This window comes from Loktanella atrilutea (assembly GCF_900128995.1).
GTDB classification, from domain to species: domain Bacteria; phylum Pseudomonadota; class Alphaproteobacteria; order Rhodobacterales; family Rhodobacteraceae; genus Loktanella; species Loktanella atrilutea.
Window position 1 is genome coordinate 370,648 of record NZ_FQUE01000002.1, and the last position, 17,863, is coordinate 388,510.

Consider the following 17,863-nt stretch of genomic DNA (forward strand, 5'->3'; position numbering starts at 1 on the left):
TCAGGCGTCCCGTCGGGACTGCTTGATCGCGCGTGTCAGTCCCGCCAAATCGGTGCGAAGATCGGCCAGGGTCTCCTGCCGGCCTGCCGCGATCTCCTCGAGCAGGCGCAGCATCTGGGTGTCGATGGACCGCAGCCGCATCCGGCTCTCGGCGTCCAGACCGTCGACGCCACCGTCCTGCATCTGCGCGATCAGGCGGTCCTGACCCTCGGCGATCCGGGTCAGTAGCGCCTCATTCGCCGTATTGCCGCGTTGGCTGTCCACCAGCCGGTCGATGGTACGCGCCAGTTGCGACAGATGTTCGTCCGCTTCGCCGCGCGTCTGCTCGGCCTGAGCGAACAAGCCACGCATTGTGTCAAGCTGCTCTCCCATGTGGTCGGCGAAGGCCGACAGCATCGCACTGTCCTCGCTTCCTCCCTCGTCACTGCCGGCGAACCCCAGACGCGTGATCGTCGACAGCCACTCCTCCAGCTCGCGGTAGAACCGGTTCTGGCCATGTCCCGCGAACAGTTCCAGCAGCCCCACGACCAGTGACCCGGCCAGACCCAGCAGCGAGGACGAAAAGGCAGTGCCCATGCCACCCAGCTGGCTCTCCAAGCCCTGTTGCAAGCGGCCGAAGACATCGGCGCCGCTTTCACCCTCGGCCGGGTTCAGGCTGCGGATCGTCTCGACGAGGGCCGGCACGGTCGTCGCAAGACCATAGAATGTCCCCAGAAGGCCAAGGAAAATCAAAGTATTTCCCAGATAGCGCGTGATCTCGCGGTCCTCGTCGATCCGCTGCGCCACACTGTCCTGAATCGAGGTGGCGGCAGTCGAGGAAATCTGCATCCGCTGCCCGCGCGACCGCAGCAGCGTGGCGAGCGGTGCCAGTAGCGACGGCGCTATGGTGATCTGGTGGCCGGCGCGATTGGCGGCAAATCCCTCGATCCACTCCACCGATTTCATCAGCTGCCAGACCTGTGCAAAGGTCGATGCGACACCCATGACGAAGACCGCGAGGATCAGCCCGTTCAGATAGGGGTTCGACATGAAGATGGCACGGATCTGTGCGAAGCCCACGTAAAGCCCCGCAGCCACCAGCGCGAGGGCGATCAGCATCGAGGTGATCTGCCGCACCGGCTGCGAGAATTGCGGCGACTGTGGTTTGCTGAGGTCCGTCACGGGCGACCGCATCCTGTCCTGTCTTCCTTGTTTTGCCGCAGCCTAGTGGCCCCGGACGCCAAACGGAAATGATTAATCAGTCGTTGCCAATCGTTTGACCCGCGCGACCAGCCAGCGCATGTCAGGATCGACGATGCCCATCTGCTCAAGGTGGTCCGCCGTGCGATAGAGGTATTCCGGGTTGGGCCCCCGCCCGCCCGTGCTGCGGGCGATCATCGTGGCCTGCGTCTCCAGATCAAGCTGCACGTATTGCGCGTGCGCCGGGTCGATGACGTAGGCCACCGCGTCCTGCGGCCCGTCTTCGGTCTGCAAGGTCACCGTGCGTTCCAGATAGGCGGAAGAGATAAGTTCTCGTGCACGCAGCATCTCCAATACCGCCTCCGCCTCGGCTTCGTCAGCGCGAAAGGCCATGCCGGTGCATTGTCCCCCGGGCACCGCGTCCAGCGCCAGCACGAGACCCGGCTGGTCCGGGGTGCCGCGATGATGGATCGACAGCATGCAGAAACTGCGGTGGTAGTCGTGCAGCACGGCACGCCGCGCCTCAGCCGGGGTGAACCCCGGATTCCACAGCAGCGATCCGTAACCGAAAACCCACAAGCTCATGTGACTGGTCCTTTTTCCGAGGGACCTATAGACGCGAAGGCGACCGATTGCGAGGGGGCCGACATGAAGCTGTTGTTGATCATCGTGCTGAGCGCCGCCGCGCTCTATGCGGGGGCCTGGTTCGTCGCGTCACGCGGGCTGAACCATGGCCTGCAGACCGGCATCGCCGCGGCAGAGGCGCGGGGATGGCAGATCGATACCGCCAGCCTGACGACGGGCGGTTTCCCGTCTCGTTTCGATGTGCATGCGACCGACCTGACGGTGGCGTCTGCCGACGGGAGCATTGTCTGGCAGGCGCCTTGGCTGGAAACCGCCGCGCTGTCCTATCGCCCGAATAAGGTGATTGCCGTTCTGCCACCTCAGCAGACGCTGCAGGTGGGCCGACAGCTGATGACGCTGAAGGCAGAGGGCCTGCGCGCCAGCTTTTCGGTCGCGGCCAGCCGCCTGCTCGATTTCGACCGGCTGACAGCAGAGGCGCAGTCGCTTTCTCTCGCCTCCGACACGGGCTGGTCCGTAGCTGGCGGCGCCACGGTGCTGGGACTGCGACCACATGGGCCCGCGGCCAATACCTACGAAGGTTACCTCAAGATAGCCGACCTCCGGCCCGGCCTGTCATTGCCATCGGCGCCCGCCGCACCGGCGCAGGTCACGGCCGACGCCACCGTCACCCTTGACCGCCCGCTGGATCGCATGGCGCTGCTGCCGGAACGGCCCGCCATTACGGCGCTCGCCCTCGACACGATGACCGTCGACTGGGGCGGTCTGACGCTTTCGGCCAGCGGTGACCTTGCCGTCGATCCTGCCGGCGTGCCGACGGGCACGATCACCGTCGTGGCGACAGGCTGGCGGGACCGGATCGGCCTGCTGGCAGAGGCCGGTCTGGTCCCGGCCGGCCTGCTTCAGACCCTGACGAGCATGGCAGGCATGATGGCGGGGGCGGACGGTGCCTTGACCCTGCCCCTGACCCTTGCCAACGGCAATATGGCGCTGGGACCGGTCCCGCTGGGTCCGGCCCCGCGCATCGCGCTACCCTAGGCGGCGCGGCGCGCCTCGATCGCCAGCCAGATCTTCTCTGCGATGTTGACCCCGTCGAAACGCTCCAGTTCTTGGATCCCGGTCGGAGAGGTAAGGTTGATCTCTGTCAGCCAGTCGCCGATCACGTCGATTCCGACAAAAATCTGGCCCTTTTCACGCAACAGCGGCCCAATCCGCGTGCAAATCTCATGGTCGCGGTCGGTCATGGCGACCTTCTCCGGCCGCCCGCCAACGTGCATGTTCGACCGCGTTTCGCCGTCCGCGGGTACCCGGTTGATCGCCCCGACCGCCTCGCCGTCGACGAGGATGATGCGCTTGTCGCCTTTCGAGACCGCCGGGAGAAATTTTTGCATGATCAGCGGCTCGCGGTTGATGCCGGAGAACAGTTCGTGCAGGGACGCGAGGTTGCTGTCCGACTGACCCAGTTTGAACACACCCGCCCCGCCGTTGCCGTAGAGCGGCTTCAGGATCACGTCCCCATGCTTGGCCCGGAAGTCTCGCAGGGTTGCAAGGTCACGGGCGATCATCGTTGGCGGCGTCAGGTCCTGAAACTGCAGCACGAGCAGCTTCTCCGGGTAGTTGCGCACCCAGAACGGATCGTTCACCACCAGCGTCGTGTCGGACACCATGTCGAGCAGATGGGTCGTCGTGATGTAGCCCATGTCGAACGGCGGATCCTGCCGCAGCCAGACTACATCGAAATCGGCAAGATCGACCTCCGTCTCCTCGCCCAGCGTGAAGTGATTTCCCTTCTCCCGCCGCACGGTCAGCGGCCAGCCCCGCGCCGTCACACGCCCTTCGCGAAATGCCAGCTTGTCTGGCGTGTAGTAGAACAGGCTATGCCCGCGGGACTGCGCCTCCTCGGCGATGCGGAACGTGCTGTCGGCATCGATGTTGATCGGACCGATGGGGTCCATCTGGATCGCAACGTTGAGGGACATGGTGCGCTGACCTTTCAGATCGGATGTCGCACCGATATGCCGCAGCCCCGCCGCCGGCGCAATGGCGCGTCACCAGCCGCCAAAGGCGTTCGCGATCACCCGAACCTGCCCAGCTGCATCCACCGTGGCCACGTCGAACCGCATCGGTGTCAGCGATCCGCGCGGTTCGGTACCCACGAATTCGGTTGCGGCGGCACAGATCCTGTCCATCTGGCGCCGGGTCACCCGCTGCGCCGCCTGGGCATGGGTCCGGCTCTTCTTCACCTCGACGAAGATGACGTCGATCCCGTCCCGCAGGATCAGGTCGATCTCGCCACCACGTCCCCGCCACCGGCGCGCGGCTTCCGTGCAGCCCCGCGCGACATAGGACCGGGCGACGATATCCTCTGCCGCCAGCCCGGCGTAGTGGTTCGTCCGCTGCCGAACACCGTCCTGCATGGTTCAGTCATCCTTTCGTTCCAGCCCCAGCGCGGTCTGGTAGACCTGCCGCCGCGGCAGCCCCAGCGCACCGGCCACCGCCGTCGCTGCATCCTTGATCCGCATCGTCGCCATCGCGTCGCGCAGCGCGGTTTCGACATCCCCGTCGGACACGGTCTGTGCTCCGACGCGACCGATCAGCACGACGATTTCGCCCTTCACGGCCTGTCCGTCGAAGTCATCGGCCAGCGACCCCAGCGTGCCCCGCGTCACCTCCTCGAACTTCTTGGTCAGTTCCCGGCATACGACCGCTTCCCGATCCGCCCCCAGAACCTCGCAGGCCGAAGCTAACAATCCGTGAACGCGTTTCGGCGATTCGTAGAGGACCAGAGTGAACGGCAGGTCCCGCAACTCCGCCAGTTGCGTTGCCCGCTGTGCCGCCGCCGCCGACAGGAAGCCGACGAAGGCGAACCTGTCCGTCGGCAAGCCCCCGACCGCCAGCGCCGTCAGTACCGCAGAGGCGCCGGGCGCCGCGGTGACCGGCAGCCCCGCGTCGCGGACCGCCAGTGCCAGTTCGTAGCCCGGGTCCGCGATCAGCGGCGTGCCGGCTTCCGACACGCAGGCCACCGCCTTGCCCGCCTTGATCTCGGCCACCAGCCGCGCGATCTGTCCCGTGCCGCTGTGATCGTGGAAGGCCACAACCGGGCGCTTGCCCAGCGGCACACCGTGGATCTCCATCAGTTTGCGCGCCGTGCGCGTGTCTTCTGCCGCGATCACGTCGCAGCTGGCCAGAATGTCCAGCGCGCGCAGCGTGATGTCGCGGGCGGATCCGATCGGTGTCGCAACCAGATACAATCCCGCCGACAATGGTCTGATCTCGTGATTCATGCCTAGACCCTCTGGCGCCCTGCCTTATGATGCCACAAGCCCCGAACCATGGGGGGGAACGGGCGAAAGGACAACGCCCCGCGTCTCCATGACCCCGACAAGCCAGAGGATGTCGCCAATGACTGCCATGTTGCCCCGGACCCCTATCGACCGCCTGCGGCGGCTTGCCACGCGGACCACGGCCGCCTGCGCGGCCCTTTGGATGGCCGCCTGTGCGCCGCTGTCCATGACCGACGGAACCAACACCGGCGTTCCGATCGACCCCAACGCGCCCGTGCAGGTGGCGCTTCTGGTGCCCGCTGGCTCGGGTGACAGCAACGACGCCCTGCTGGCGCGCAACCTCGAGAACGCGGCAAGGATGGCGATCGCCGACCTGAACGGCGTTCAGATCGACCTGCGCGTCTACAACTCCGGTGCCAGCCCGGAATTGGCAGCGCAGGTCGCGACCCAGGCGGCGGACGACGGCGCCAAGATCATCCTTGGTCCCCTTTACGGCGGTACTGTGAACTCGGTCGGCAACGCCGTAGCCGCGCGCAACATCAACGTCCTTGCCCTGTCCAACAACCCGACGGTCGCGGGGGGCAACGTCTTCGTCCTCGGGCCGACGTTCAACAACACGGCTGACCGCCTCGTATCCTATGCCCGCCGGTCGGGGGTCGAGCGATTCGGCGTCGTCCACGCCAATGACATCGGTGGCCAACTGGGGCGGGACGCCATCGTGGCCGCCGTGCAGGCGAACGGGGCGCAGGTTGCCGGCATCGGCAGCTACCCCCTGTCGCAGCAAGGCATTACCGATGCGACGCCGCAGATCGCCGCCACGCTGAAGCAGGCCGGCGCGCAGGCCGTGTTCCTCACCGCCAGCGCCAACGCGGACCTGCCGATCATCGCGACCGCGCTGCCGTCAGCCGGGATCAGTCCGGCCGACACCCGCTACATCGGGCTGACGAACTGGTCGGTGCTGCCGCAAGCGCTGTCACTGCCTGGCGTGCAGGGCGGCCTCTTTGCCGTGCCCGACCGCGGCACGGTTGCCAACTTCGAGGCGCGCTACAACGCTGCCTACGGCAGCATGCCCCTGCCCCCCGCGGGTCTGGCCTATGACGGGATCGCGGCGATCGGCGCGCTTGTCGCCACTGGCAACCGGAATGCGCTGACCAAGGCCGCGCTGACGACATCGCAGGGCTTTCAGGGCACTAACGGCATCTTCCGTCTGCTGCCGAACGGTCTGAATGAACGTGGCCTCGCGGTCGCGACGATTCGCAACAATCAGGTCGTGATCCTCGAGAATGCCCCGCGCAGCTTTGACCGTGCAGGCAGCTAGACCCGCATCGCTGATCGTCGATCCGGCGCCGGAGGATTTGATCCTGCCGGCGCCGCTGATTTTCGACGCCGCCGCCGTTTTCGCGTCCATCGACGAGGTGATGAAGGCGGCGCCCGACGATCGCACCTTGCGGGCCGCCACCGTGGGAATACTCAAGCGCGCCCAGACCGAAGGCCGCGACGCGATCCGCGACGCCTTCCTTGCGCAGCCATTCCGGGCCAATCCGACGACCCGGTCCTACAGCTGGCTGACCGACCAGATCCTGATCACCGTCCTCGACGTGGCCCGCATGCGCCTGCACCGCCTGCCCAATCCGACGATCAGCGAACGCCTGTCCGTCATCGCCGTCGGCGGCTATGGCCGTGGAGAGATGGCGCCCTTCTCTGACGTCGACCTGCTGTTCCTCACACCCTACAAGATCACCCCATGGGCCGAGAGCGTCATCGAATCGACGCTCTACATGCTCTGGGACCTCAAGATGAAGGTCGGCCACGCCAGTCGCACAGTAAAGGACTGCCTGCGCCTTGCCGCCGAGGACTACACGATCCGCACGTCACTGGTGGAATACCGCTACCTGACCGGCGATGCCGCCCTCGCGGACGAACTGGGCAAGCGGCTCTGGACCGAACTCTTCAAATCCTCCGCCCCTGACTTCATCGAGGCCAAGCTGGAGGAACGCGCCCAGCGCCACCGCAAGCAGGGCGGTCAACGCTACATGGTCGAACCCAACGTGAAAGAGGGCAAGGGGGGCTTGCGCGACCTGCAATCGCTCTACTGGATCGGCAAATACATCCATGGCGTCCGCGACGCATCCGAACTGGTGCGATACAAGGTTTTCTCGCAGGAGGAATACGAGACCTTCCGCGCGGCACACGAATTCCTCTGGGCCGTGCGCTGCCACCTGCACCTGATCGCAAACCGCGCGCAGGACCAGTTGACCTTCGACATGCAGGTGGCCGTGTCGGATGCCATGGGCTACGCCGACGGCGGCGGACGCCGCGGGGTCGAGCATTTCATGCAGGCCTACTTCCGTCACGCCACCATGGTCGGCGACCTGACGCGCATCTTCCTCGTGGCGCAAGAGAAGAGCCATACCAAGGCTGCCCCGATGCTGGAACGCCTGCTGAAACGCAAGCCGAAGACCCAGCCGCCCTATGCGATCAAGCAGAACCGGCTGACGGTGTCGGGACCGAAGACCTTTCTGTCCGATCCGCTGAACCTGCTGCGGATTTTCGACGAATCGATGCGGACTGGCACCCTGATGCACCCGGATGCAATGCGCCTGATCGCCGCCAATCTGCATTTGATCGACACTCGCGTACAGAACGACCCGGAAGCGAACCGCCTGTTACTGAACCTCATGCTGAAACACGGCAATCCAGAGCGCGGCCTGCGCCGGATGAACGAGCTGGGCGTGCTGGGCGCCTTCATCCCTGATTTTGCCCCCATCGTCGCGATGATGCAATTCAACATGTATCACCATTACACGGTGGACGAGCATATCATCCAGTGCATCAGCCACCTCGCCCAGATCGAGCGTGGCGAACTGGGTGACAGCCTGCCGCTGGTTTCCGGCATCCTGTCGAAAGGCGTCAATCGCAAGATCATCTATGTCGCGCTGCTGCTGCACGATATCGGCAAGGGCCGGCCAGAGGACCACTCGATCCTCGGCGCCCAGATCGCACGCCGCCTCTGCCCGCGGTTCGGACTGACGAAGAAGGAATGCGAGACGGTGGAGTGGCTGATCCGCTATCATCTGCTGATGTCCGACACCGCGCAAAAGCGCGACATCTCGGAACCGCGCACGATCCGCGGTTTCGCCAAGGCCGTGAAGTCCGTCGAACGTCTGGACTTGCTGACCATCCTGACCGTCTGCGACATTCGCGGCGTCGGTCCCGGCACGTGGAACAACTGGAAGGCCGTGCTGCTCCGCAACCTCTATGCCGCGACCCGCGATGCGCTTGATAACGGACTGGAGGACGTGAATCGCGAAACCCGTGAGAACGTTGCCAAGCGCAGCCTGCGCGATGCGCTTGGCGATTGGGACGGCGCCGACCTCAAGCGCGAAATGGCACGGCATTATGGCCCTTACTGGCAAGGCCTGCCGCCCGCGACTCACGTGATCTTTGCCAATCTGCTGCGCGACATTCCGGACTCTGAAATCCGCATCGACCTGATGCCGGACCCCGACCGCGACGCCACCCGCGCCTGTTTCGCCATGGTCGACCATCCGGGCCTGTTCAGCCGCATGACCGGTGCGCTGGCGCTCGTCGGGGCCAATATCGTCGATGCGCGCACCTATACGTCAAAGGACGGCTATGCCACGGCGGTCTTCTGGATCCAGGACGCCGACGGCCACCCGTTCGAGGAATCGCGCCTGCCCCGCCTGCGCAACATGATCCACCGCACCCTGATGGGAGAGGTCGTACCGCGCGACGCGCTGGCCGACCGCGACAAGCTGCCCAAGCGCGAACGCGCCTTCCGCGTGCCCACCACGATCACCTTCGACAACGAGGGATCGGAAATCTACACGATCATCGAGGTCGACACCCGCGACCGCCCGGGCCTGCTTTTCGACCTCACGCGCACCCTGGCGGGGGCGCATGTCTATATCGCCAGCGCAGTGATCGCGACCTACGGCGAACAGGCTGTCGACACCTTCTACGTCAAGGATCTGACCGGCCTGAAATTCCATAGCGAATCCAAACGCCACAGCCTTGAACGCCGCCTGCGCGAGGCCATTGACCGTGGCACGGAACGGGCGCACACGTAGCGCCGCAATCCGAGGGGCCCTTTCATGAAACCGATCCGCCTGATGTCCGGCTTCTTCACCGTCGGCATCTGGACCCTGCTGAGCCGTGTCATGGGCTTCGCCCGCGACATCATGATCGCGGGCTACCTCGGCACCGGCCCGATCGCCGAGGCCTTCCTGGTCGCCTTCTCGCTGCCCAACCTGTTCCGCCGCTTCTTCGCCGAAGGCGCCTTCAACATGGCCTTCATTCCCATGTTTTCAAAAAAGGTCGAAGGCGGTGAAGGGGCGGAGGAATTCGCACAGGACGCCTTTGTCGGCATGGCGGTGATCCTGACCTTCTTTACGATCCTTGGCATCATCTTCATGCCGCTGCTGGTCACGGCCATGGCCTCTGGCTTCCGCGGCGACGAACGCTTCGACCTCGCCGTCGAATACGGTCGCTACGCCTTTCCCTACATCCTGTTCATCTCGCTTGCCGCGTTGCTGTCCGGCGTGCTGAATGCCACGGGCCGCTTCATGGCCGCCGCCGCCGCCCCGGTTTTGCTGAACATCGTCTTCATCTTCGCCATCGTCACCGCCGCCGCCCTGGGTCGCCCGATGAGCGACACGCTTGGCGTCGGCCTGGATCAGGCCCTCGGCCTGCGTGTCGGCGATTCGCTGGCGCTTTCGGTGCCTTTCGCCGGCTTCGTGCAGATGGCCGTCGTCTGGTGGGCTGCCGCCCGTGCGGGCTACCCCCTGCGGTTCAAACGCCCGCGGCTCACACCCGAACTGAAACGCCTCGCCGTCATCGCCGCCCCCGCCGCCCTTGCCGGTGGCGTGGTCCAGATCAACCTGCTGGTGGGCCGTCAGGTCGCCAGCTTCTTCGAAGGCGCCGTCGCCTGGCTGAACTACGCCGACCGCCTTTACCAGTTGCCCTTGGGCGTGGTCGGTATCGCCATCGGCGTCGTGCTGCTGCCGGATCTCTCGCGCCGCCTGCGCGGCGGCGATACGGCGGGCGGCCGCGATGCCTTCAACCGGGCCTCGGAACTCAGCCTCGCCCTGACGATCCCCGCCGCCGTGGCCCTGATCGTGATCCCGATGCCGCTCACCTCGGTGCTGTTTCAGCGCGGCGCCTTCACGGTGGACGATACCGCCGCCACGGCCCTTACCGTTGCGGTCTACGGACTGGGGCTGCCTGCCTTCGTCTTGCAAAAGACCTTGCAGCCGCTGTTCTTCGCCCGCGAAGATACCCGCCGCCCTTTCAATTATGCCGTCATTGCGATGGTCCTGAACCTCGTGCTGGCCGTGGGCCTTGCCCCTGTCATCGGCTTCATCGCCGCCGCCCTCGGCACGACCATGACCGGCTGGGCGATGGTCGTCCTGCTTTGGCGCGGTAGCCGTGACATGGGCGAGGCAGCAACACTCGACGACCGTTTCAAGGCCCGACTCTGGCGTATCCTGATCGCCTCGGGCGGCATGGGCGTGGTGCTCTGGGTGGTCGAAGTCATCCTCGGCCCCTGGTTCGGCAGCCCTGGCCTGCGCTACGTTGCCCTGTCGGCCCTCGTCGCATCGGGTATCGTCAGCTACTTTGCGATCGGCCAGATGGTCGGCGCGTTCAAGCTGCACGAATTCCGCCGCGCCCTGCGCCGCTGACACACCTTCATCTGACCGGACAACCGCCTGCCGATGGCTCCGGCTCGTCACCGGACCGCCCCGACCCCTCCAATTTCACATTGCGCCCGGGGCAGGCGTCCCGCCCCTACCGCTGACGCAAACGCATTAGCAGCGCGCTCCACCCGCCAGGGGCCAGCACGACTGAGGCCACGAACCCCACGGCAAAGCCTGCCAATTCCGCGATCCAGATCGGGCTCGACCCGAACAGCAGACCGAAGACCAGTTGCAGCGCCAGCAGGAAGCCGATCAGCCGGAAGGCCGCCACCTGGTTCTGTCCCGCGGCCCCCAGCCGCAGCCAGAGGATGTAGGTAAAAGCCCCGATCAGCCCGTAGACCGCAGGCCAGACACCGAACAGCGGCGTCGTCCCGCCGACGAAGACGCCAAAAGCCAGCGCCCCGGCCAGCGTCCCCAGCACCAGCACGGCGACCGTCGCCGCGGGCGCAAAGACGTCGCCCACGAATTTGCCCAGAGCCAGCAGAAGTGCCGCGCCGAACAGGGCGTCGGTAAAGCTGCCGTGCACGAAGGCATAGGTCACGAAACGCCGCAGCAGGTTGATACTGCGGTCCGTGCCGGACCAGACGTAGTCCAGCACCGCGGGCGAAAAGGCATAGTCCTGCTGCGCCGCCAGCCGCCAACCGATCGCCCCCGGTCCACCGACGAGACCGCTCGCGCCAGCACTCAGGGTCAGCTCGATCGCCATGACAGCGACGACCAGCACGAGGATGACTGGCGGAATCGCGTTGAATGGGCTCTCGAAGGGCCTGTGGTCGTCGCTCATGGGGCGTCTCGCCTCTGGGGTTGTTGATGTTGTCGGGTCGCTCTGGCATGGGTAGGCCAGAGTGCACCCTGTGACCACCCCGGATAATCCCATGACCCAGACAACCTTCACCCCCCGCGTGTTTTCCGGCATCAAGCCCTCCGGCGGGCTGACGCTGGGCAACTACCTGGGGGCCATCAAGCGGTTCGTCGGTATGCAAGGCCAGATGGAAACGATCTATTGCGTCGTCGACCTGCATGCGATCACCGTCTGGCAGGATCCGAAAGAGCTCGCCCATGCCACGCGCGAGGTCGCCGCAGGCTATCTTGCAGCCGGCCTCGATCCCACGCAGTCGATCCTGTTCAACCAGTCCCGGGTCAGCCAGCACGCAGAACTCGCATGGATCTTCAATTGCGTCGCACGTGTCGGCTGGATGAACCGGATGACCCAGTTCAAGGACAAGGCTGGCGCGAACGCTGAAAAGGTCTCGCTCGGCCTCTATGCCTATCCGTCGCTGATGGCTGCCGACATCCTGCTGTATCACGCGACCCACGTGCCCGTGGGCGAGGATCAGAAACAGCATGTAGAGCTGACGCGCGACATCGCGAACAAGTTCAACCACGACTACAAGATCGATTTCTTTCCAGAGACCATTCCGGTGATCGACGGCCCCGCGACCCGCGTGATGAACCTGCGGGACGGAACGAAGAAGATGTCGAAATCGGGCGAGTCGGACATGGAGCGGATCAATATGCGCGACGATGCCGATACCATCGCGAAGAAGTTCAAGAAGTCGAAGTCCGATCAGGACGTCCTGCCCGAAACGGTCGAAGGCCTCAAGGACCGGCCGGAGGCCCGAAACCTCGTGGATATCTACGCCGCCCTGTCCGACACCACGCCGGACGCGGTGATCGCGGACTACGCCGGGGCCGGCTGGGGCCGGTTCAAGCCGGCACTGGCCGATCTGGCGGTGGCGAAACTGGCACCGATCTCGGACGAGATGACACGCCTGATGGACGACCCCGCCGAGATCGACCGCATCCTTGCCGACGGCGCCGACCGCGCCCGTGCCATTGCCGCACCGATCCTTGCGCAGACCTACGAGATCGTCGGCCTGCTGCGCTGACCCTGCCGCCGGGGCCGATTCTTCGAGAAAAATTGTATAGCCGCGCAAGGCGCGGCAGCCTCCGGCAGAGGTATTTCAAACCAGAAGAAGGACGGACCTGCGCGACAGTGCAGAGGCATGGTTTGAAAATGCCCTCTGTTGCGGCGCGCGCGAGGGCTTAGATTGCGGGCAAAGGAGTCTTCGCCATGCCAGACCTCGCCCCCTCCGCCACCCGAATCGGTCACGTCCACCGGAAGGTCGCCGACCTCGACCGCGCCATTGCCTTCTACGGTGATGTCCTGGGCTTCTCGATGACCCAGCGCTATGGGGCACAGGCGGCGTTCCTGTCGGCGGGCGGCTATCACCATCACATCGGGCTCAATACCTGGGAAAGCGCCGGTGCGACGCCGCCGCCGCCGGGCCACACGGGCCTTTATCATACCGCCTTTCTTTATCCGGATCGCGCATCGCTTGCGGATGTCCTGCGCCGCGTGCTGGCAGCCGGCATCGCCATCGACGGCGCAGCGGATCACGGCGTGTCAGAGGCGATCTATCTCCGCGACCCCGACCTGAACGGTGTCGAGCTCTACGTGGACCGACCTGCGGCCGACTGGCCCCGCGATGCGCAGGGCCGGCTTGCCATGGTCAACCGCCGCTTCGATCTGCAGGCGCTGCTGGACGCACACCCCGCGGCGCAATCGATTTAGACCCACGGTGTCACAAAACTGATTCCGCGCGCGTGCAGGATCGCCCTGCAGTTCCCCGGCTGCAGTAGGCATGGATCGCCGCCTGTCCCAGTGCGATCCCGGCGGCGCGTCCCGTGGCGGACGCGCCGCCTTTACCCCCTGCCCCGCTTTGCCTAGGGTGCCGCGAGACCCATCCTGAAAGGCAGCGTCATGGCGACCGGCACCCAGATCCGCACCTATTTCGAAGGCCGTTGGCACGAGGGCGACCTGCCCGTTATGCGGGCTGCGGATCATGGATCATGGCTCGGCACCACCGTCTTTGACGGCGCACGCTATGCCCACGGCGTCGTGCCGGACCTTGCCGCCCATTGCGCCCGCGTCAACCGGTCCGCCAGCGCGCTGATGATCACGCCCACCGTGAATACGGACGACATGGTGCAGATCGTCCGCGACGGTCTGGCGGCCTACAGCCCCGATACCGCCGTCTACATCCGCCCGATGTACTGGGCGCTGGAAGGCGGAGATTTGGGCATCGTCCCGAAGGAAGGCGCCACCGGTTTCGCCATCAGCCTCGAGGCGATCCCGATGGCCCCGGCGACCGCCAGTACCACGCTTACGACCACCCGCTTTCGCCGGCCCGTGATGGAAGACAACGTCGTCAATGCCAAGGCCGGCTGCCTCTATCCCAACAACGCGCGGATGCTGGCCGAGGCGCGGTCCAAGGGCTTCGGCAACGCACTGGTCGCGGACGCGATGGGCAATGTGGCCGAAACCGCGAGCGCCAATGTCTTCATGGTGCGTGACGGCGTCGTCTTCACCCCGATCCCGAACGGTACATTTCTGGCCGGCATCACCCGCGCCCGTCACCTGACGAACCTGCGCGCCAACGGTTACGACGTGCAAGAGACCGTTCTGTCGTTCGACGACTTCCGCACCGCGGACGAGGTGTTCCTGTCCGGCAACATGATGAAGGTGACGGCCGTAAGCGCCTTCGAGGACCGGCATTACAACAACGGCCCCGTCACGCAGGCCGTGCGCGACATGTACTGGGACTGGGCCGCGTCGGAAACGCTCTGACCGTTGCCAGTCGCCCCGCGATCCGACAGGATGCGGACGAACCGGAGGGGTCAAGATGCGCAAGTTCCTTGTCGTGCTGGATGACAGCCGCGAATGTCTGAATGCCATGCGCTATGCCGCGATGCGTGCGTCGAAGACCGGCGGCGGCGTCACCGTGCTGTCGATCATCCCGCCCGACGAATTCAACCACTGGATCGGCGTCGGCGAGATATTCCGCGAGGAGGCCCGCGAACGGATCGAGGTGCATTTCGAGGTCTTCGCCAAGTGGATGCGTGATCGACAAAACGTGAACCCGGACCTCGTCATACGCGAAGGCGAGCCGATGCCGGAGATCATGGCGCAGATTGCCGAGGATTCCGAGATCGGAGTGCTGGTGCTGGGCGCCAGCGCCGATAACAAGGGTCCGGGTCCGCTGATCTCGGCCCTGACGCGACAGGCCGGCACGCTCCCGATCCCCGTCACCATCGTCCCCGGCGATCTGTCCAAGGAAAAGCTGGAAGCGATCACCTGAACCAGTTTAGAACGGTTCCAAACCTTGACGAAAGCGTCGCGAAGGCGCATATCTGATACCTGACAAAAAAGGACGGTTTCATGTTCATCCAGACCGAATCGACGCCGAACCCCGCGACGCTGAAATTCCTGCCGGGCCAAACCGTGCTGGACATGGGCACCGCCGACTTCCCTACGCCTGACTCCGCCGGGTCCAGCCCGCTGGCAAAGCGGCTTTTTGCCGTTGACGGGGTCGAGGGCGTGTTCTTCGGCATGGACTTCGTTACCGTGACCAAGGCCGATGCCGTCGACTGGGACCACATCAAGCCCGCCCTGCTGGGCGCGATCATGGAACACTACCAGTCCGGCCAGGCCGTGATGGGCGACGATCACAAGCCGGTCTCCGGCCACGCCACCCATGACGGAGAGGACGGCGCCATCGTCGAGCAGATCAAGGAACTGCTCGATACCCGCGTGCGGCCCGCCGTGGCGCAGGACGGCGGCGACATCACCTTCCACGGGTTCGAACGCGGCGTCGTCTACCTGCACATGCAGGGCGCCTGCGCCGGCTGCCCCTCCTCGACCCTGACGCTGAAGATGGGGATCGAGAACCTTCTGCGCCACTACATCCCCGAAGTGACAGAGGTGCGGCCCGTTGCCGCCTGAGCCGACCATTCTGGCCTTCGACACGGCGGCGGCGCATTGCGCCGCCGCCTTGCTGATCGGCGACCGCATCGTCACACGCACGGACGACATGGCGCGCGGTCAGGCGGAACATCTGATGCCGATGCTGGAAGAGGTGCTTGCAAAAGACGGCCTGACCTGGGCCGACCTGGACCTGATCGGCGTCGGCACCGGCCCCGGCAATTTCACCGGCATCCGGATGTCCGTCGCCGCGGCCCGCGGTCTGGCCCTCGGACTGGGCAAGCCTGCCGTGGGTGTCGGCACGCTCGAGGCGCAGGCCTTCGGCACGCAGGGTCCGGTCCTGTCCACTCTGCGTGCGCCGCGCGACATGGTCTATGTTCAGCGCCTGACCGACGGCTGGCCCGATGCACCGCCGCAATTCACCGATCTGACGGGTGCTCTTGCGCTCGCTGGCCGCGAAGAGGTGGCGGTGATTGGTGACATGGCGCAGGTGCTGCACGACGCGCATGGGCTGACCATCGGCACCCCGGTCGTCAGCGTGGTCGAGGGGATTGCCCTTCTGACCGCCGATCCGATCTACCGGATGGACCACCCCGACCGCCCGGCGCCGCTTTATCTGCGGCCCGCCGATGCGGCCCCGGCCCGTGACGCGCCGCCCCGCATCGTGCCGTGACTCCCACCGATCTGGCCGCGACGCATCGGCTTGCCTTTACCCTGGACCGCCCCTGGTCGGCCGTCGAATTCGCGGACCTGCTGGCGCAGCGCAGTGTGATCCTCTGCGGCACGCCCGAAAGCTTCGTCCTCGGCCGCGTGGCCTTCGACGAGGCAGAGGTCCTGACCCTCGCCACCCGGCCCGATCAGCGCCGCCGGGGCCTTGCCCGCGCCGCCCTTGACGACTTTCACGACCGCGCCGCCCGCGCCGGCGCCCTTTCCGTGTTTCTGGAGGTCGCAGCCGACAATGCTGCCGCCATCGCGCTCTACCGGGCCTGCGACTTTTCCACCGTCGGACGTCGTCGCGCATACTATGCCCGCGAGGATGGCCCCGCCGCGGACGCATTGGTCATGCGCCGCAGCCTTGCGGCGACCTGACCAGTGGTCCCCGCGCCGGCACAACCATGCCGTATCCGACCGCGCCCGATTTTTGACCGTTCGGCCAAACTTGCGGCGGTTTCCCCAAAGAAACGGTTGACCGCAACCGCACGCCGTTGCCTTATCCCTCCATGTCACATCACGGGTGGGGATAACCGCCCGGTCTGAAACCAACGACACGCGGGAGACTTCCATGACCCTTTTCACCAAATGCCTTGGCGCCACGGCTGCCCTTGCCCTGACCGCGGGGGCCGCGCTGGCCGATCCGGCGATCATCTTCGACCTTGGCGGCAAGTTCGACAAATCCTTTAACGAATCCGCCTTCAACGGCGCCACGAAATGGGCCGAGGAAACCGGCGGCAAGTTCGCGGAAGTCGAGTTGCAGTCCGACGCCCAGCGCGAGCAGGCGCTGCGTCGCTTTGCCGAATCCGGCATGAACCCGATCGTCATGGCTGGCTTCTCCTTCGCCACACCGCTGCAGGATCTGGCCGGGGACTATCCTGACACCAAGTTCGTGATCATCGACGCCGTGGTGGACGCGCCGAACGTGCAATCCATCGTCTTCAACGAGGAGCAGGGCTCCTACCTCGTCGGCATGCTGGCCGCGATGGCGTCCAAGACCGGCACGGTGTCCTTCGTCGGCGGCATGGACATCCCGCTGATCCGCAAGTTCGCCTGCGGCTACGCCGAAGGCGCCAAGGCCGCGAACCCGGACATCAAGGTCATCGCCAACATGACCGGCACCACGCCCGCCGCATGGAACGATCCCGTCAAGGGCACCGAACTGACGCTGGCGCAGAAATCGCAGGGTTCCGACGTGGTATTCCAGGCTGCCGGCGGTACAGGTGTCGGCGTCCTGCAGGCCGCGGCTGACAACGACATGCTGGGCATCGGCGTCGACGCCAACCAGAACTACATGCACCCCGGTCAGGTCCTGACCTCGATGCTCAAGCGCGTGGACAACGCCGTCTACGACGCCTTCAAGGCCGGCACGGACGTCAAGCCGGGGATCGAATCCCTCGGCGTTGCACAGGACGGTGTCGGTTACGCCATGGACGACAACAACAAGGATCTGGTCACCGCCGACATGCAGGCCAAGGTCGAGGAAGCCAAGGCCGGTATCGCCGACGGCTCGATCACCGTGCACGATTACATGTCCGACGAATCCTGCCCCGCGCTGACGTTCTAAGCGCCGCAGATCGACCACACGAACCGGGGCCGCGCCGATGCTTTCGCGCGGCCCCGAT

Annotated in this window: 18 protein-coding genes; 12 read left to right on the plus strand and 6 right to left on the minus strand. The window is 65.5% G+C overall.

Going from position 1 to position 17,863, the window contains the following annotated elements:
• Together BUA54_RS07000 and BUA54_RS07005 are read right to left on the minus strand one after the other, a co-directional pair.
• Entirely contained in the window at positions 1-1,098 is a 1,098-nt protein-coding gene (locus tag BUA54_RS07000; protein ID WP_072856677.1) for a biopolymer transporter ExbB, read from the minus strand.
• A gap of 135 nt (positions 1,099-1,233) precedes the next feature.
• Positions 1,234-1,764, minus strand: a complete 531-nt coding sequence (locus tag BUA54_RS07005; protein WP_178352719.1) for a gamma-glutamylcyclotransferase — start codon at positions 1,762-1,764, stop codon at positions 1,234-1,236.
• Positions 1,765-1,827: 63 nt separating this feature from the next.
• Here BUA54_RS07005 and BUA54_RS07010 point away from each other — a divergent pair, with 63 nt between their 5' ends.
• Positions 1,828-2,799 carry a DUF2125 domain-containing protein gene (locus BUA54_RS07010; RefSeq protein ID WP_072856509.1) on the plus strand — a complete coding sequence of 324 codons (972 nt, stop codon included), beginning with the start codon at positions 1,828-1,830 and terminating at the stop codon, positions 2,797-2,799.
• Here BUA54_RS07010 and gshB read toward each other — a convergent pair.
• From gshB to rsmI, 3 genes are all read right to left on the minus strand, one after another.
• A complete protein-coding gene (gene gshB, locus BUA54_RS07015) occupies positions 2,796-3,740 on the minus strand; it encodes a glutathione synthase (RefSeq protein ID WP_072856510.1) in 945 nt (314 codons plus the stop codon). The two genes, BUA54_RS07010 and gshB, sit on opposite strands and share 4 nt — an antisense overlap.
• A 69-nt stretch (positions 3,741-3,809) precedes the next feature.
• Positions 3,810-4,178, minus strand: a complete 369-nt coding sequence (locus BUA54_RS07020; protein ID WP_072856511.1) for a YraN family protein — start codon at positions 4,176-4,178, stop codon at positions 3,810-3,812.
• Positions 4,179-4,181: 3 nt separating this feature from the next.
• The gene (gene rsmI / locus BUA54_RS07025; RefSeq protein ID WP_072856512.1) at positions 4,182-5,045 is read right to left on the minus strand and encodes a 16S rRNA (cytidine(1402)-2'-O)-methyltransferase; all 864 of its coding nucleotides are present in this window, start codon (positions 5,043-5,045) and stop codon (positions 4,182-4,184) included.
• Between the two features lie 118 nt (positions 5,046-5,163).
• Here rsmI and BUA54_RS07030 point away from each other — a divergent pair, with 118 nt between their 5' ends.
• Genes BUA54_RS07030 through murJ form a run of 3 tightly spaced genes read left to right on the plus strand, consistent with a single transcriptional unit; the run spans position 5,164 to position 10,747 of the window.
• Positions 5,164-6,363, plus strand: coding sequence for a penicillin-binding protein activator (locus tag BUA54_RS07030; RefSeq protein ID WP_245810590.1), 1,200 nt, complete (start codon positions 5,164-5,166; stop codon positions 6,361-6,363).
• Positions 6,329-9,136, plus strand: a complete 2,808-nt coding sequence (locus tag BUA54_RS07035; protein ID WP_072856513.1) for a [protein-PII] uridylyltransferase — start codon at positions 6,329-6,331, stop codon at positions 9,134-9,136. The genes BUA54_RS07030 and BUA54_RS07035 overlap by 35 nt, the downstream gene beginning before the upstream one ends.
• Positions 9,137-9,160: 24 nt before the next feature.
• The gene (gene murJ, locus BUA54_RS07040; protein WP_072856514.1) at positions 9,161-10,747 is read left to right on the plus strand and encodes a murein biosynthesis integral membrane protein MurJ; all 1,587 of its coding nucleotides are present in this window, start codon (positions 9,161-9,163) and stop codon (positions 10,745-10,747) included.
• Between the two features lie 106 nt (positions 10,748-10,853).
• On the opposite strand, the gene BUA54_RS07045 is transcribed toward murJ, so the two are convergent.
• A complete protein-coding gene (locus BUA54_RS07045; protein ID WP_072856515.1) occupies positions 10,854-11,546 on the minus strand; it encodes a rhomboid family intramembrane serine protease in 693 nt (230 codons plus the stop codon).
• Positions 11,547-11,637: 91 nt separating this feature from the next.
• Between BUA54_RS07045 and trpS the strand changes: the two genes are divergently transcribed.
• From trpS to BUA54_RS07085, 8 genes are all read left to right on the plus strand, one after another.
• Entirely contained in the window at positions 11,638-12,651 is a 1,014-nt protein-coding gene (gene trpS, locus BUA54_RS07050; protein WP_072856516.1) for a tryptophan--tRNA ligase, read from the plus strand.
• A 185-nt stretch (positions 12,652-12,836) separates the two neighbouring features.
• Positions 12,837-13,337: a VOC family protein gene (locus BUA54_RS07055; protein WP_072856517.1), complete on the plus strand. Its 501-nt coding sequence runs from the start codon at positions 12,837-12,839 to the stop codon at positions 13,335-13,337.
• A gap of 189 nt (positions 13,338-13,526) precedes the next feature.
• Positions 13,527-14,393: a branched-chain amino acid aminotransferase gene (locus BUA54_RS07060; RefSeq protein ID WP_072856518.1), complete on the plus strand. Its 867-nt coding sequence runs from the start codon at positions 13,527-13,529 to the stop codon at positions 14,391-14,393.
• Positions 14,394-14,448: 55 nt separating this feature from the next.
• Positions 14,449-14,904: a universal stress protein gene (locus BUA54_RS07065; RefSeq protein ID WP_072856519.1), complete on the plus strand. Its 456-nt coding sequence runs from the start codon at positions 14,449-14,451 to the stop codon at positions 14,902-14,904.
• Between the two features lie 80 nt (positions 14,905-14,984).
• A complete protein-coding gene (locus tag BUA54_RS07070; protein WP_072856520.1) occupies positions 14,985-15,548 on the plus strand; it encodes a NifU family protein in 564 nt (187 codons plus the stop codon).
• Positions 15,538-16,200 (plus strand): tRNA (adenosine(37)-N6)-threonylcarbamoyltransferase complex dimerization subunit type 1 TsaB, encoded by a 663-nt coding sequence (gene tsaB / locus BUA54_RS07075; protein ID WP_072856521.1) that lies wholly within the window; start codon positions 15,538-15,540, stop codon positions 16,198-16,200. Before BUA54_RS07070 ends, tsaB begins: the two co-directional genes overlap by 11 nt.
• Positions 16,197-16,616 (plus strand): GNAT family N-acetyltransferase, encoded by a 420-nt coding sequence (locus BUA54_RS07080; protein ID WP_072856522.1) that lies wholly within the window; start codon positions 16,197-16,199, stop codon positions 16,614-16,616. Before tsaB ends, BUA54_RS07080 begins: the two co-directional genes overlap by 4 nt.
• Positions 16,617-16,809: 193 nt before the next feature.
• Positions 16,810-17,805 carry a BMP family lipoprotein gene (locus tag BUA54_RS07085; RefSeq protein ID WP_072856523.1) on the plus strand — a complete coding sequence of 332 codons (996 nt, stop codon included), beginning with the start codon at positions 16,810-16,812 and terminating at the stop codon, positions 17,803-17,805.
• The last annotated feature ends 58 nt before the right edge of the window (positions 17,806-17,863 follow it).